Source organism: bacterium (assembly GCA_036382775.1).
Lineage (GTDB): Bacteria > Hydrothermota > Tepidihabitantia > SM23-42 > JAOAFX01 > DASVHD01.
In genome coordinates, this window is the sequence record DASVHD010000002.1 from 1 (window position 1) to 14187 (window position 14187).

Consider the following 14187-nt stretch of genomic DNA (forward strand, 5'->3'; position numbering starts at 1 on the left):
AGGAGATCATCCAGAATGAGACCAGCGAGGTTCTGGAGATCGAACCGCAGGGGAAAGACCTTGCCCAGCGCGTTTTTTGGACGATCATGCTGGGCGATTTTTTAAGCTATCACCTGGCAGTAAAAACGGGCATCGATCCAATGCCCGTCAAACGCATAGAATACCTGAAAAAACGCCTGTCGGCTGAATGACAACGCCAGCCGACCACCCTCTTCTAATCCCGCCTCATGACGGGTATCGCAATCTCAGATCATACCAGATGGCTGAGATCGTTTTTGATGCCACGGTCGCGTTCTGCGACCGCTTTATCGACCGCCGGTCCCGCATCCATGACCAGATTGTACAGGCAGCGAGAAACGGCAAGCAGAACATCGCCGAAGGCAGTACGGCTTCTGGTACTTCGAAAAAAACTGAACTCAAGTTGATCGGGATCGCGCGGGCGAGCCTGGAGGAATTGCTGAATGATTATCAGGATTTTCTGCGGCAACGAAATTTAGAACTTTGGACTAAAGATCACGTTAAGGCAACGGAAATTCGCGCCCTTGCGCAAAAAAAAGATAGGTCCTATAGGACTTATAAGACCTATATGTCCTTTAAAAAATCTATCTTACCTTAACAGCTTTTTGAACGATCTTGTTGTCGATCTGAATGAAGTAGACGCCGGGCTTGAGCTGGTCGGGCGTCACCACTTGGCCCATGATGTCGAAGACCTTGCATATTTTGTCCTTTGGTAAGTACACAGGTCCACTAATGATAGTAGCATTTTGATCATCGTGCATAACAAAACTGAGATTACTTTCTTTAATTCCGTGTACGTTCCATTGGCATCGGTCTTTATAAGATAAACATCGCCATTACCAGCACCATAAGACTCGGTTGCTCCTGCGATAACATAACAACCATCAATGGTGCGATTAACAGAATGACCATGATCATTCGAGCCGTCACCAAAAGTTCTGGTCCAAACCGTATCCCCGAAGGAATCGGTTTTCAGCAACCAGACATCACAGTTGCCCGCACCACTTGTTGCGTAATTTACCATTTAAAGATCATAGTCAATATTTATTTTTTGTCAATGATACGCCATTGGACTGTTATTCCCTCTTATTTTATCTGTCTTTCGGCACACCCACCGGTATGATGTAAAGAGGATCTTCATAATCTTTTAGCTTCAAAATTTCCTTCAACCTACTATCCTTAAAAGCGCCGACCGGAACCGAGCCCAGGCCGAGCGCAGCCGCTTCAAGGTGGATGTTTTGAGCGCAGTGACCGACTTCATTGCCGATATACCGGAATCCCCGTTCGCCGTAGCGCTGCGTTGTCCGTTCCGGCACCGCCGTGATGATTATCACCGCTCCCGCGTCGGCAATGAACATCTGGCTCGATGCCGCTTCTGCGATTTTCTTTCTCAAATCAAAAGCGATCTCCTTTTTCAAGGTGTGTTTTTCAACCGTATAGCGGAACACGCCTTCCTTGACGGCAACCAAAATCTCCAGTGGGTAAGTCGCGCCGGCGCTGGGTGTTGCTCTGAACCCTGCTGCCGTGTCCGTGATGCCCTGCGCTGCCCAGAGAATGTTGGACAACTGCTGACCGGTCAGCGCCTTGGGCAGGAAAGTTCTTACCGAACGGCGCGTCTGAATACACTCTTCGATCGATTTATTAGTGAACACCGGCGATGGCAAAATCATTGCGGAATCCTCCTTCATCTGGCTGACAAAGAAAAAAATTAGTGAAAAGATCATGCGCCTCCTTATGTTATCTTAAATTATAAAATAGTACTGTTACTACGGTCAACCCAATATCTTTTTCATCGCCCTTGCCGTGTTGCAGTGGATCTCGACCGTGTCGTTTAAATCCTCGGCATACCCGCCGCCCAGGACCGCGGCGACCGGAATGCCGTTCTCGCGCGCCCGCCCGACCACCATTTCGTCGCGTTTGATCAGGCCTGCGATCGTCAGCTTGAGGTTGCCGAGCTGGTCGAACATGTAAGGATCGGCGCCGGCCAGGTAAATGATAAGTTCCGGCTTGAATTCCTTGATGACCGTCGTAAGCGCGCCGTCCAGATCTTTTAGGTATTCATCGTCACCGGTGTTGAAATCAAGCCCGATATCGAGGTTTGACCTTTCCTTTTTCGGGTAGAGGTGCTCCTGGTGTATGGAAAATGTGAAGACCCGATCTTCGTGCTCGAAAAATTTCGCGGTTCCGTTGCCCTGATGAAGGTCGCAATCGACGACCGCGATCTTTTTTACTCCGTTTTCCAGCATGCGCACCGCGGCGTAGCAGATGTCGTTCAGATAGCAGAACCCTTCGGCGTGGTCGGGAAAAGCGTGATGGAAACCGCCGCCGATGTGGTAGCAGCCCCCGCAGTCCATGGCCGCCTGCGCGGCCTGGTAAGAGCCGTCGCAGCAAAGCATCTGGGCTTCGATAATGACCTGTGTTACCGGCATTTCCGACGGGAACGTGCGGATCGTGGTCCGGAGATGCACGAGATCGTCAAGGTACTCGCGCGCGACGATCCTCAGCAGGTCCTTTTTGTCCGGCATTGCCGGCGCCACGACGTTATTCGCGGTAATGATCTTCTCGGCTGCCAGCCGGTCGTGGATCAACCGGTATTTGTTGGTCGGAAAAACGTGGTCCCCGATTTCGGCGTTATAAAGGTTTGAATATACAAATTTCGTTTCAAGCCTCAAGGCCGCATGAACGTACGAACACGTCGCGGACATAGTTGTTCATGCGCCGCAGTCTTTCAATAAGCTGCCTTGTCACGTATTTGTAAAACCCAATGCCGATATTGGGGAAACTTTTGCAGAGGTCATCGAATGCCTTTTTATCGATCACGCCGACGGTCGTTCTTTTCATGCAACGCGCCGTTGCCGAACGAGGGCTGGGATTGAGGAAAGCAAACTCGCCGAATATCTCGCTGAGTTTGACCGGGTAGATCGTCGTTTCACCGAGCTGCGGTGCCAGTTTTATCTGAAGGTCGACCGCTCCCTTCAGCAGGATATACAGTTCGGTAGACTCGTCTCCCTGGTTGAAGATGATGTCGCCATCTTCAAAATCCTTTTCGATGACTAATTTGGCAAGCTCCTCCCATTCAAAATCCTTAAGCTCGCCGAACATCTTGAGTTCTTTTACGCAGTTCTGGTCCATGCGTAATCATACCGAGATTGCTGTTTTTGTCAATGCCTACCGGGCTTGACAAAAATTAGTATCGGGTTATAATTACCGGCGTGTTCAAATTGTAAAAGGAGGAGTGATGGGAAAAGTCATACTAAAGGTATTGACGGCTATTTGTATTCTTTTTATCCTGCCAGTCATGCTCAATGGCGCCAAGGTAGGCGTCCTGCGCTTTAAAGGTATAAATGTCATAAATGAAACTGCCAGCGCGGTGTCGGAGCTTTTGGTCAGCGAACTGGCAACTTACGGTCACCAAGTTCTTAACCCGGACGCCCTTGACGCGGCGGTCGGCGAGAAAATAAGCTGTTATGAGGCCACCTGCGCGGCCGAGGCCGGGTTCAAGGCAAAGGTGGAGCGCATGATATTCGGATCGATCTCGAAATTCGGCGAGAAATATGTGGTCCAGGTGACCGTGGTCAGCGTCGCGACCAGCGAGGTTCTGTGGACCGGGAGCGCGTCGTCGAAGACCGCCGAGGACATGGACACGGTGATCAAGCGGATCGCCAAGGCAATTGCCGAGGGCAAAAAAGTGGATGAGGGAGCCGAAGTCGGGATGATCACCGAACAGGAGATCACGACCGAATCCAGGAGAAAAGAAGGATTCTACTCGACGGGCGGCGGCTTCATTTTCGGATTTCCTATGGGCGGCTATGCCGGAGCAAACTCGCTGATGGGTTTTGCCTGGCTTAACTGCTTTGAGACCAAGAACTTCATGATCCAGGTCAATATGCCCTATCTATGGTCCTTGGGCGCTCAAGCCATCGGGTCAGGAACAGAGCCTTCAGTCCTGGATTACGGTTTGCTGGATTTCGAATTCGACTACCTTTTTTCAAAAAGCGACATCGCGCCGTATGCCGGCGGCGGACTTGGAATGCATATGTTGATATTGAGCAGATCGGGTTTTAATACTGAAACGAACTTTGGGATGGTATTCAGCGGCGGCGGCGGCTTGATATTCATGAGAACATATGACTTTCACGTTATAATTAATGCCGGATACTCGGTGAACATCGCCGATCTGCCCAGCTATGAAATACCCCATCACGGATTCAAGATCGGCCTGGGGGTCGTATATCGTCCAAGAGGCGGCTGTGGCGGCGGCGGTTTTGGCGGTGGCGGCTGCGGTCGCGGGTGCATGTAATGAGTTGATCCGGGAACGGTTTTTTAAGCACAGGCCCCTGGGTAATATCAGGGGCTTGTCTTTTTGCCCTAAATATATATAATGAACTATGATTAAAAAAGTCATTAAACGCGACGGATCGATCGTTGATTTTGACGCCAGCAAGGTCTACCGCGCCATCGAAAAATCCCTGGCGGCAACCGATGAGGACACGAGCCTGGCCAAGGCTATCGGCGACCAGGTCATCGCGGAATTAGAGAAAAAATTCGGCAGTCTCAAACCGAACGTCGAGGATATCCAGGACATCGTGGAAAAGCTCCTCATTGACAATGGCAAATATGATACGGCAAGGGCTTTCATCATCTACCGCCAGACCCGGACCGAGATCAGGAATACCAAGGAAATACTGGGCATCAAGGACAGCCTGAAGCTGTCCTTGAACGGACTGCGCATACTCAAGGAAAGGTACTTGATGCGTGACGAAACCGGCAAGATCATCGAGAGCCCGGCTGATCTGATCAAGCGCGTTGCCCAGACCATCGCGGCGGTCGACAGCAACTATGGCGGCAGCCCCGAGCGGACCGAGGAGGAATTCTATCAACTCATGTCGAACATGGAGTTCTTGCCGAACTCGCCCACGCTTATGAACGCCGGGACCGCGCTGGGGCAGCTTTCCGCCTGCTTTGTCCTCCCGGTCGAAGATTCGCTGGTCAGCATGTTCGACACGCTCAAATACACGGCGTTGATCCATCAGTCCGGCGGCGGCACGGGATTTTCCTTTTCGCGGATCCGGCCTAAGGGCGACGTGGTCAAGTCGACCATGGGCGTCGCGTCCGGACCGCTTTCCTTCATGCGCATCTTTGACCGGGCGACGGAAATAATCAAACAGGGGGGCAAGCGCCGGGGCGCCAACATGGGTATCCTGCGCATTGACCATCCCGACATCATCGAGTTCATCAGGGCGAAGGAGCACGAGGGCGAGCTTGAGAATTTCAACCTGTCGGTGGCGATCACCGATGATTTCATCAGCAAGGTGATCAATAACCAGGGTTATAACCTGATCAATCCGCGGACCGGCAAGGCGGTCAAGAGCCTGAACGCCCGCGATACTTTCGACATGCTCGTCATGAATGCCTGGAAGAACGGCGATCCCGGCATGATCTTCATTGACGAGATCAACCGGACCAATCCCACGCCTGACATCGGCGAGATCGAGAGCACTAATCCATGCGGCGAAGTGCCACTCCTGCCATATGAATCATGCAACCTCGGATCCGTCAACCTGGCGCGGATGTTCACCGGCGGCAAGTTCGATTACAGCAAGCTTGCCTCGGCAGTGCGGATCAGCATCCATTTTCTCGATAATGTCATCGATGCCAACCATTACCCGCTTCCCGAGATCGACAAACTCACCAGGGGTAACCGCAAGATCGGCCTGGGGGTCATGGGTTTTGCCGATTGCCTGATCAAAAACGGGATACCGTACGATTCCGAGGAAGCGCTGAATTTCGCCGAAGAGCTGATGCATGCCATCAGGGAGGAAGCGCGCAAGGCCTCCCGGACACTGGCTGAACAGCGGGGTTCTTTCCCGAACATCGAGCGTTCGATATACCGGGCCATGGGTCCTCTGAGGAACGCCACGCAAACCTCGATCGCGCCTACCGGTACGATCAGCACCATCGCCGACACATCGTCGGGCATTGAGCCCTTATTCTCGATTGGCTACCTGCGTAATGCGCTGGACACAACACTGCTGGTCGTGAACCCCATATTCGAGGAGATCGCCCGGGCAAAAGGATTCTACTCGTCATCGCTGATCGCCGATATCGTCAATACCGGTTCGCTCAAGAAGATCGCCAAGATACCGGATGACGTCAAGAGATTGTTCCCGATCGCCCATGAGATCATGCCCGACTTCCATCTTAAGATGCAAGCGGTTTTCCAGAAATACGTTGATAACAGCGTGAGCAAGACCATCAATATCCCCGAGGACGCTACCATGGACCAGACCCGGTCGGCTTTTTTGCTCGCACACAAGCTTAAATGCAAAGGTATAACGATCTACCGGTATGGCAGCAAGAAAGTACAGGCCCTGGAGTTCGGGTCGGCCAACGCGGGTAACGTAATGCAGATGAAGTCGCTGTGCAGCAGCACCGGCATCTGCGACCTGTGAACGTTGGCCGGTGAAAGGGAATACCTGAGCCGCTCATGACCTGGCTGACTACCAAAAGGATCAGCGTCTTTACCAATGTTCCGTATGCCGGGAACCCCGCATGGATCATCCTCGGGGCCGACGCGGCTACTGAAGAGGGTAAGCTGATCCGGTTGGCGCGCGAACTCAACCCGCTATCCGACACGACCTTCATTTTCCCAGGACATGACGAAGCTGATATGCACCTGCGTTTTTTCTCGCAGTCCGAAGAGATCAGGTTCTCGGGCCACGGGACGATCGCGGCCTATATCGCGCTTGAGCACGAAGGGGCGCTAAAGCTGACCGAGCCGATCACCTCCCTGAAACAGAAAACCCAGGCCGGCATTCAGCCGATCGAACTGAGGGTCGAGAATAAGAAAATAACACGCATCACCGTATCGTTGCCCGCGCCGCGGGTGATCAGCATGCAGCTTGAGATCAAGACGATCTCGAATTTTCTCGGCATCCCGCCGGTCGATATCACGGAAACATCCATGCCCGTGAAAGCGGTGGAATCCGGTCTGGTCGAGATCGCGGTTCCCGTTCGATCGATCCGGACGCTGCTGGAGATGGAACCGAATTACCAGCTCATGAAGAATTATTGCGAGCGTTTTGGGATCACCGGGATCCTGGCTTTTTCAATGGAAACGCGTGAAAAAGGCTCCAATGTTCATATGAGGCATTTTGCGCCGGCCGTGGGCATCAACGAGGACCCGGCGTCAGGCGGAGCGGCCGCGTGCCTGGGTTATTACCTGGTCGAGGCCGGGATCATCCCGGCTGAGGAGATGACCCGCGTCGTGGTGGAACAGGGATATTCCATGCAGAGGCCCGGCATTATCTACGTGCACGTATATACGGTAAAGAAAGAGATCATGCACGTTTCGTTCGGAGGCCAGGGGATCATTACGTTCGAAGGTAAGATAATGCTGCCGTGAGAAGGCGTTTATTATTTGTAATTATGTAATTGGGTAGTTAGTAATTAAAAGATTTCAAAAATTTGTTTTTTATTTATCCGTTAATAACATAATTACATGGTTACATAATAACATTATTATGAAATATCCTGACACGTTTCTTCCCCTCACCTTCTCTTCTCAGCATGCTTTCATTTTTTTCAATGCGCTTCGGCCCAGTTCTTGCCGGTCCCGATCGTGACCGACACCGGGACGATCAAGCTAAGCGCGTGTTCCATCGCTTCTTTTATCAGTTCCACAACTTCCTTGATTTTTGAATCCTCGATCTCAAAAAGCAATTCGTCGTGGATAGAAAGCAGCAAACCCTGTTTTAAACCGATCCGCGTCAGTTTCTTTTCGGCCTCGATCATGGCGAGTTTGATCAGGTCGGCGGCGCTGCCCTGGATCGGCGCGTTGATGGCGATCCGCTTTGCGGTTTCTTTGACGTTGTGGATCGGCGAAAGGATCTCGGGAAGGGGACGGCGCCTGCCCAGAATGGTCTGGGTGTAACCCTTTTCTTCCGCGAAACGCAGCGCTTCTGCGCGCCAGGCATCGACGCCTGAATAGAGAGCGTAATACGACTGGATGAACTGCACCGCTTCCTCTTTTGGTATGTCCAGGCTCTGAGCGAGCCCATAATCGCTCATTCCGTAGATCAAACCATAGTTGACGACCTTGGCCATGCGGCGTTGTTTTCCGTCCACCTTGTCCTCCGGAATGTTGTAAACAAGCGACGCGGTGTGGTTGTGGATATCCTTTCCATCGGCAAACGCCTTGATAAGGTTTTTGTCCTTGGTCATGTGGGCGAGGATACGCAGTTCAACCTGGGAATAATCAGCGGAGATAAAACTGTAACCGTCTTCGGCGATGAAGCCTTTTCTGATTTTCTTGCCCAGCTCGCTGCGGATGGGGATGTTCTGGATATTGGGATTGAGCGAGGACAGCCGGCCGGTCGAAGTGCCGGTTTGGTCAAAGGTCGTATGGATGCGGCCGTCCCGGGCGAACTCGACCAGCGGTATTATGTAGGTCGTATTGATCTTGGTAAGCTCGCGGTACTTCAGAATCTCCCCGGGCAATTCATGCTTGAGGCTAAGTTGCTTGAGGACCTCGACATCGGTCGAGAAATGGCTTTTGCCGCGTTTGACCGGCGGCAGTTTCAGGTCCTCGAACAGGACCTGCGAGAGCTGCTTGGGCGAATTTATATTGAAATTCCTGCCGGCAAGCGAGAAGATCGTCTTTTCCGATTCACCGAGCTTTTTTTCCGTTTCGTGCCGGAGTTCCTTGAAATACGGGATGTCGATCTTGATCCCGCGCTTCTCCATGGCGGCAAGCACGAAGATAAGCGGTTCTTCAAGATCGAAGTACAGGTCGCGCATGCTCAGATCTTCCAGTTCCTTCGCGAGGATGGGATACAGCTCGTAACTGGTCTGCGCGGAGCGGGCCGGCGACGCGTCGCGGTACTCGTTCAAATATTTCAGCCCGAGGTCATCCACGGTATATGACGAGCGGTTGGGGTCGAGGAGCCACGCCCCGATCGCGACGTCAAAAACGGGTGAACTGAGCGGGCAGTGGTTCATGAACTCCTTGAGGTCGCCGCCCGCTTTTATTACGCGGGGCTCGTTTGTTATCGGGACGGCCTCAGCTCTGGCCATGCGGTGGACACTGTCTTTCTCCATGCACACGTAGACCGTGTCCTGCTCAATGCCGATACCGATATGGATCTGTTTTTCCAACTCCACCTTAGAGACGACGGTATCGATGACCGACACATCAGCGGCGTTGAAATGGCCGAGCTGTTTGATGTAGGAATGGAACTCAAGGTCGGTCAATACCGGTATCAAACTTTTAAGATCAGGTGCTTTTATTTTAATATCTTCCAAAGCGATCTGTATCGGTACATCGCAATCCAACTGGACAAGGCTTTTGGAAAGCATGACCTCATCCTTGTGTTCAACGAGACGCTTGTCTTTCTGCACTGCTTCTTCGATCGTCAGGTATTTTTTGAGTATCTCCAGGGCTCTTTGCGGGCCGATCCCGTCTACACCCGGTATGTTATCGATACTGTCGCCGGTCAGAGAGAGGTAATCCGCGATCCGCTCGGGTCCGACTCCGTATTTTTCAATGACTTTTTCGGTATCCATGATCAAATCGCGGTACGCATCGTAAATGAAAACCGAGCGGTCGACCAGCTGCAACAGGTCCTTGTCAGAAGTCACGATGTAGACATCGCCGGAAGTCTTTAATTTTTTCGCCAGCGTCGCGAGCACGTCGTCTGCTTCGTAACCAAGGATCTCGTATTGCTTCATCCCCAGCAAAACCGTGATCTCTTTTACCTTGGCGACCTGGAAAGGAATGTCCTGGGGTGGAGGAGGTCGGGTCGCCTTGTATTCCTTGAATATTTTATCCCGGAACGTTTCGCCCGGCGGGTCGAACACCAGGACGATGTAATCGGTCACGAACCGGGTTTTGATCTTGTCCAGCGTGTTTAAGAATCCGTAAATGCCGGAAGTCACTTCGCCTTTTGAATTTTTCAGCGGGTTCTTGATGAACGCGAAATAGGAGCGGAATATTATCGAATGGCTGTCGACGAGTACGAATTTTTTCGCCATGGAGAAGTATATTCAATTGTATGCTTATGGCAAGGAGTAATTGAAATTTTTATCTCATGCCACTTGGATTTTGCTGAAATACCATCGTTTTGTGGGTGCGGGCTATGGAAATGACAGAGTACCAACAAAGGTGTTGACTTTTCATGGCAATTGCATATAATTATCGCTATGAAAACAAAGGTTTTAAAGAATAACGAGGTCAAGCGCGCATGGTACATTGTCGACGCCAAGGACCGGATACTGGGCCGGATGGCGACAAGGATCGCAAAAATTCTCATCGGCAAGAACAAACCAGATTATTCGCCGCAGGTCGATTGCGGCGATTATGTGGTCGTGCTCAATGCCGGGCAGTTCAAGGTCACCGGAAAGAAAATTACCGACAAGATCTATTATCATCATACTATGTATCCCGGCGGTCTTAAAGCCCAGAGTTTACAGTCGCTGCTGGAAAAAAATCCGAGAAAAGCGGTATATCATGCGGTCAGCGGCATGCTGCCCAAGAACCGTCTGCGGAAACTGCGTCTATGTCGTCTTAAGATCTATCTTGCGGCTGAACATCCCCATGGTGTTCAGAAACCAGAACTGATCGACGTGTAAGGAGGAAATCAGATGGCTGAAATGGTCACTGGCTCAAGAAAAAGAGCGACAGCTAAAGTTATGCTTACCACGGGTACTGGGATCATAAAGGTCAATGGCAAGGAAGCGCTTAAGTACTTCTGCCGGCAGGACCTGGTCGATATCATCAACCTTCCTCTGGTAACAGCGGGAGTAAAGGGGAACTTCGATATCAACGCGCGCGTGCTGGGCGGCGGCATTGCCGGTCAGGCCGGGGCGCTGAGCTTGGGGATCGCCAAGGCTTTGGTCAAAATCAACGCCGATCTGCGTCCCCCGCTCAAGAGCGCCGGTTTGATGAGGCGCGACCCGCGCGAGAAAGAGCGGATGAAATACGGCCTGGCCAAGCGAAGAAAGCGGTTCCAGTTCTCGAAACGTTAGAAAAAACGAATCATGCGAACGGTGCGAATAAAAAACAAATGGAACGAATGACAGCGAATTGTGCGAATACAGAACGAATACCGACATTCGGTATATTCGCTGCCATTCGTTTAATTCGCTGTTTGTTCGCAGTTTAAGGAGGCCTATTTGGAATTGACAAGCGTGGAAAATCTCATTAGTACGGGAATCCATTTCGGGCACCGCACGAAACGCTGGAATCCGAAAATGAGAAAATACATTTTCGGCAAGCGTAACGGCGTCCATATCATTGATGTGCGTCAGACCCTCGAAGCCCTGAAACGCGCTTATGAAGTGGTCGTCCGGGTCGCGGAACAGGGCAAGGGCATCCTGTTCGTCGGCACGAAGAAACAGGCCAAGGACGTTATCCGGGAAGAAGCCAGCCGGGGCAAGATCTTTTTCATCGTGGAACGGTGGCTGGGCGGATTACTGACCAATTATGACGTGCTCAACCAGCGGATCCACCGTCTGAGAGAATTGGAACACATGAAAGAGGACGGACGGTGGGCACTCCTGCCCAAAAAGGAACTTTCGCGGATGGAACGCGAATACAGCCATTTGTTCAAGAATTTTGAAGGCATAAAAGACATGGACCGCCTGCCGGGCCTGGTTTTTATCGTCGATATCAACAAAGATTCCACGGCTTTGCGAGAAGCCAACCGCGTCAATATCCCGGTGGTCGCGATCGTCGATACGAACGTCGATCCGACCGACGTGACCTATCCGGTGCCGGGGAATGACGACTCCATCAGGGCAATCAGTGCAGTTGTCCGGATCATGACCGATGCGGTGCTCGAAGGAAGAAAGGGTTTTGAAACGGAAGAAAAGGAGGCGTATGGATCTGGAGATGGTCAGAGAACTTAGAGAACGGACCGGCGCCGGGATCGTCGACTGCAAGAACGCACTGATGGAGACCAACGGTAACATTGAGCAAGCGGTTGATGTTTTAAGAAAAAAGGGTTTGGCGCAGGCAGCAAAGAAAGTAGGCCGCGTCGCCAAAGAGGGTATCATCGACGCTTACATCCATCCGGGTGACCGTCTGGGCGTGCTCGTCGAAGTGAATTGTGAAACCGATTTTGTCGCAAGGACCCAGGAATTCAGAAGATTCGTCCGGGATATTGCCCTGCACATTGCAGCCAGCGAGCCCATGGTCGTGAGCCGCGAAGAATTGACCCAGGAAGTCATTGAACGCGAGAAGGAGATCTACCGGAGCATGGTTCAGGATATGAAAAAGCCTCCGGAGATCGTGGAGAAGATAATCCTGGGGAAATTGGAAAAGTTCTATGGCGACGTATGCCTGGTCGAACAGCCATTTGTCAAGATACCGGAAAAAACGGTGGGAGATTATTTAAAAGAGCATATCGCCAAGTTCGGCGAGAATATCGTTATCCGGCGTTTTACCCGTTTCCGGCTCGGTGAGTAAAGATCCGGACCACACTCAATTTGCCTTATCCATACACATAGACAAAGGATACAATACGGGAGGGGCGAGCGATGAAACGTCGCCGTAGCTATCGAAGGATCGTGTTGAAACTTTCGGGCGAACTAATGGGCCTGGGAACCGAATCCTTCAACTTCAAGATCATCAACCATATCGTCCGGCAGGTCGGCGCGGTTGTAAAGAAAGGCGTCAGGGTCGCTCTGGTTGTCGGCGGGGGCAATATTATCCGGGGCAAAACCAGTCATGAGATCGACCGGATCGACGCCGATATATGCGGCATGATGGCGACCGTGGTCAACGGCATGGTCCTGCATTCGCTGTTCAAAAAACAGCGGATCAAAAGCGTGCTGCGCAGCGCGATCGAGATCCCGGGGATCGCCCCCCGGGTCAACCGTTCCGAGGATAAGGATCTTTATGAATCGGGCGTGGTTATCATTTATGTCGCCGGCACCGGCAATCCGCTTTTCACGACCGATACATCGGCGGCATTGCGCGCAGCCGAGCTAGACGCGGATGTTTTAATAAAAGGCACCAAGGTCAGAGGCATTTTTTCCGACGACCCGGAAAAGAACAACCGGGCGCGGTTCTATGAGCGTGTGACCCATGCCGAAGCTATCGAGAAAAGACTGAAGGTCATGGATGCGGCAGCGTTCACGATCTGTCATGAAACGAACATGCCGATCTACGTGTTTGACTTCATGAAGTACCCGTTGAGCCGGGTCGTGGCCGGGGATAAAGTCGGCACGTTGGTCACAAACGGAGGATGACATGAGCCAGAAGATCAAAGACGACACCAAGGTCAAGATGGAAAAATCCATCGTTCTTTTGACCCAGGAATTGTCAAAGGTAAGGACCGGCCGGGCGTCACCGGCTCTGCTCGATGACGTCAAGGTCGATTATTACGGCAGCATTTTGCCATTGAACCAGGTCGCCAGCATCAGCATTCCAGAGCCCCGCCTGATCGTCATTCAGCCGTGGGACAAACAGGCGCTGGGCGCTATCGAGAAGGCGATCCACAAGGCAAGCATCGGCTTGACGCCCAATAACGATGGCAATGTGATCCGTCTTGCACTGCCCGCGCTGACGACTGAACGCCGCGATGAACTCGTAAAACTGTCGCAGAAACTCGCTGAAGAATGCCGCATCGCGGTCCGCAATATCAGGCGCGACGCCAACAACGAGATCAAGAAGGAAGAGAAAGATAAGAAGATCACCGAGGATGAATCGTTCAAGACCCAGGAAGCAATTCAGAAAATGACCGACGAATACATCAAGAAGATCGACGACATCTTGAAGAAGAAAGAGAAGGATATTCGTGAAACATAAGCTAAACTTTCGCTTAAAGTATATGTCTAAAAAGAAGGAGTGATACGATGGCTAAGTTCTGGGATGATTTTTCGAAGTGGCTGGATGATGCTTCCCGGGTGATAAGCAAGGAAGCCGGCGATCTGACGCTGAAGGGTAAGCTCAAACTTGAACTTTTTGAGTTGCAACGCAACCTGAAGGAAGAATTCCACGCGCTGGGAAAGCTGACGTACGACCAGTTCTTCATCAGAAAGAGTGAGGACTGGCAGCACAACAAGAAGGTAACCACGATCATCAGAAAGATCAGGAGTTTGACAAGACAGCTGAAAATAAAAGAAGCCGGATATAAAAAAATAGGAAAATAAACCCAGTGCCGTAGC

Annotated in this window: 16 protein-coding genes and 1 pseudogene; 12 read left to right on the forward strand and 5 right to left on the reverse strand. The window is 51.7% G+C overall.

What is annotated here, in order from left to right:
* Positions 1-191: SIS domain-containing protein (locus tag VF399_00015; GenBank protein ID HEX7318729.1), on the forward strand; the 191-nt coding region annotated here is incomplete at its 5' end.
* Positions 188-511, forward strand: a pseudogene (locus VF399_00020) (four helix bundle protein). The gene VF399_00015 and the pseudogene VF399_00020, both read left to right, overlap by 4 nt.
* Before the next feature lie 91 nt (positions 512-602).
* Here the strand turns inward: VF399_00020 and VF399_00025 are convergent.
* The 4 genes from VF399_00025 to VF399_00040 all read right to left on the reverse strand — a co-directional run bounded on the left by VF399_00025 (position 603) and on the right by VF399_00040 (position 3150).
* On the reverse strand, positions 603-740 hold the full coding sequence (locus VF399_00025; GenBank protein HEX7318730.1) for a hypothetical protein: 138 nt from the start codon (positions 738-740) through the stop codon (positions 603-605).
* 369 nt (positions 741-1109) lie between these two features.
* Positions 1110-1742 (reverse strand): SagB/ThcOx family dehydrogenase, encoded by a 633-nt coding sequence (locus tag VF399_00030; GenBank protein HEX7318731.1) that lies wholly within the window; start codon positions 1740-1742, stop codon positions 1110-1112.
* A gap of 48 nt (positions 1743-1790) precedes the next feature.
* Positions 1791-2723 carry a histone deacetylase gene (locus tag VF399_00035; GenBank protein HEX7318732.1) on the reverse strand — a complete coding sequence of 311 codons (933 nt, stop codon included), beginning with the start codon at positions 2721-2723 and terminating at the stop codon, positions 1791-1793.
* Positions 2680-3150: a cyclic nucleotide-binding domain-containing protein gene (locus tag VF399_00040; protein ID HEX7318733.1), complete on the reverse strand. Its 471-nt coding sequence runs from the start codon at positions 3148-3150 to the stop codon at positions 2680-2682. The genes VF399_00035 and VF399_00040 overlap by 44 nt, the downstream gene beginning before the upstream one ends.
* A 106-nt stretch (positions 3151-3256) precedes the next feature.
* Between VF399_00040 and VF399_00045 the strand changes: the two genes are divergently transcribed.
* The 3 genes from VF399_00045 (at position 3257) to VF399_00055 (ending at position 7423) form a co-directional block, all read left to right on the forward strand.
* The gene (locus tag VF399_00045) at positions 3257-4318 is read left to right on the forward strand and encodes a hypothetical protein (GenBank protein HEX7318734.1); all 1062 of its coding nucleotides are present in this window, start codon (positions 3257-3259) and stop codon (positions 4316-4318) included.
* Between the two features lie 88 nt (positions 4319-4406).
* On the forward strand, positions 4407-6470 hold the full coding sequence (locus VF399_00050) for an adenosylcobalamin-dependent ribonucleoside-diphosphate reductase (GenBank protein HEX7318735.1): 2064 nt from the start codon (positions 4407-4409) through the stop codon (positions 6468-6470).
* A gap of 35 nt (positions 6471-6505) precedes the next feature.
* Positions 6506-7423, forward strand: a complete 918-nt coding sequence (locus VF399_00055) for a PhzF family phenazine biosynthesis protein (GenBank protein HEX7318736.1) — start codon at positions 6506-6508, stop codon at positions 7421-7423.
* 179 nt (positions 7424-7602) lie between these two features.
* On the opposite strand, the gene VF399_00060 is transcribed toward VF399_00055, so the two are convergent.
* Entirely contained in the window at positions 7603-10050 is a 2448-nt protein-coding gene (locus VF399_00060) for a DNA polymerase I (protein HEX7318737.1), read from the reverse strand.
* 168 nt (positions 10051-10218) lie between these two features.
* Here VF399_00060 and rplM point away from each other — a divergent pair, with 168 nt between their 5' ends.
* The 7 genes from rplM (at position 10219) to VF399_00095 (ending at position 14172) form a co-directional block, all read left to right on the forward strand.
* The gene (gene rplM / locus VF399_00065) at positions 10219-10647 is read left to right on the forward strand and encodes a 50S ribosomal protein L13 (protein HEX7318738.1); all 429 of its coding nucleotides are present in this window, start codon (positions 10219-10221) and stop codon (positions 10645-10647) included.
* A gap of 12 nt (positions 10648-10659) precedes the next feature.
* On the forward strand, positions 10660-11043 hold the full coding sequence (gene rpsI, locus VF399_00070; GenBank protein ID HEX7318739.1) for a 30S ribosomal protein S9: 384 nt from the start codon (positions 10660-10662) through the stop codon (positions 11041-11043).
* A 147-nt stretch (positions 11044-11190) separates the two neighbouring features.
* On the forward strand, positions 11191-11925 hold the full coding sequence (gene rpsB, locus VF399_00075; protein HEX7318740.1) for a 30S ribosomal protein S2: 735 nt from the start codon (positions 11191-11193) through the stop codon (positions 11923-11925).
* On the forward strand, positions 11897-12484 hold the full coding sequence (gene tsf, locus VF399_00080; GenBank protein HEX7318741.1) for a translation elongation factor Ts: 588 nt from the start codon (positions 11897-11899) through the stop codon (positions 12482-12484). Before rpsB ends, tsf begins: the two co-directional genes overlap by 29 nt.
* Before the next feature lie 71 nt (positions 12485-12555).
* Positions 12556-13269: a UMP kinase gene (gene pyrH / locus VF399_00085; protein ID HEX7318742.1), complete on the forward strand. Its 714-nt coding sequence runs from the start codon at positions 12556-12558 to the stop codon at positions 13267-13269.
* Position 13270: 1 nt separating this feature from the next.
* Positions 13271-13828 (forward strand): ribosome recycling factor, encoded by a 558-nt coding sequence (frr, locus tag VF399_00090; protein ID HEX7318743.1) that lies wholly within the window; start codon positions 13271-13273, stop codon positions 13826-13828.
* Between the two features lie 47 nt (positions 13829-13875).
* Positions 13876-14172 (forward strand): hypothetical protein, encoded by a 297-nt coding sequence (locus tag VF399_00095; GenBank protein ID HEX7318744.1) that lies wholly within the window; start codon positions 13876-13878, stop codon positions 14170-14172.
* Positions 14173-14187 lie beyond the last annotated feature (15 nt).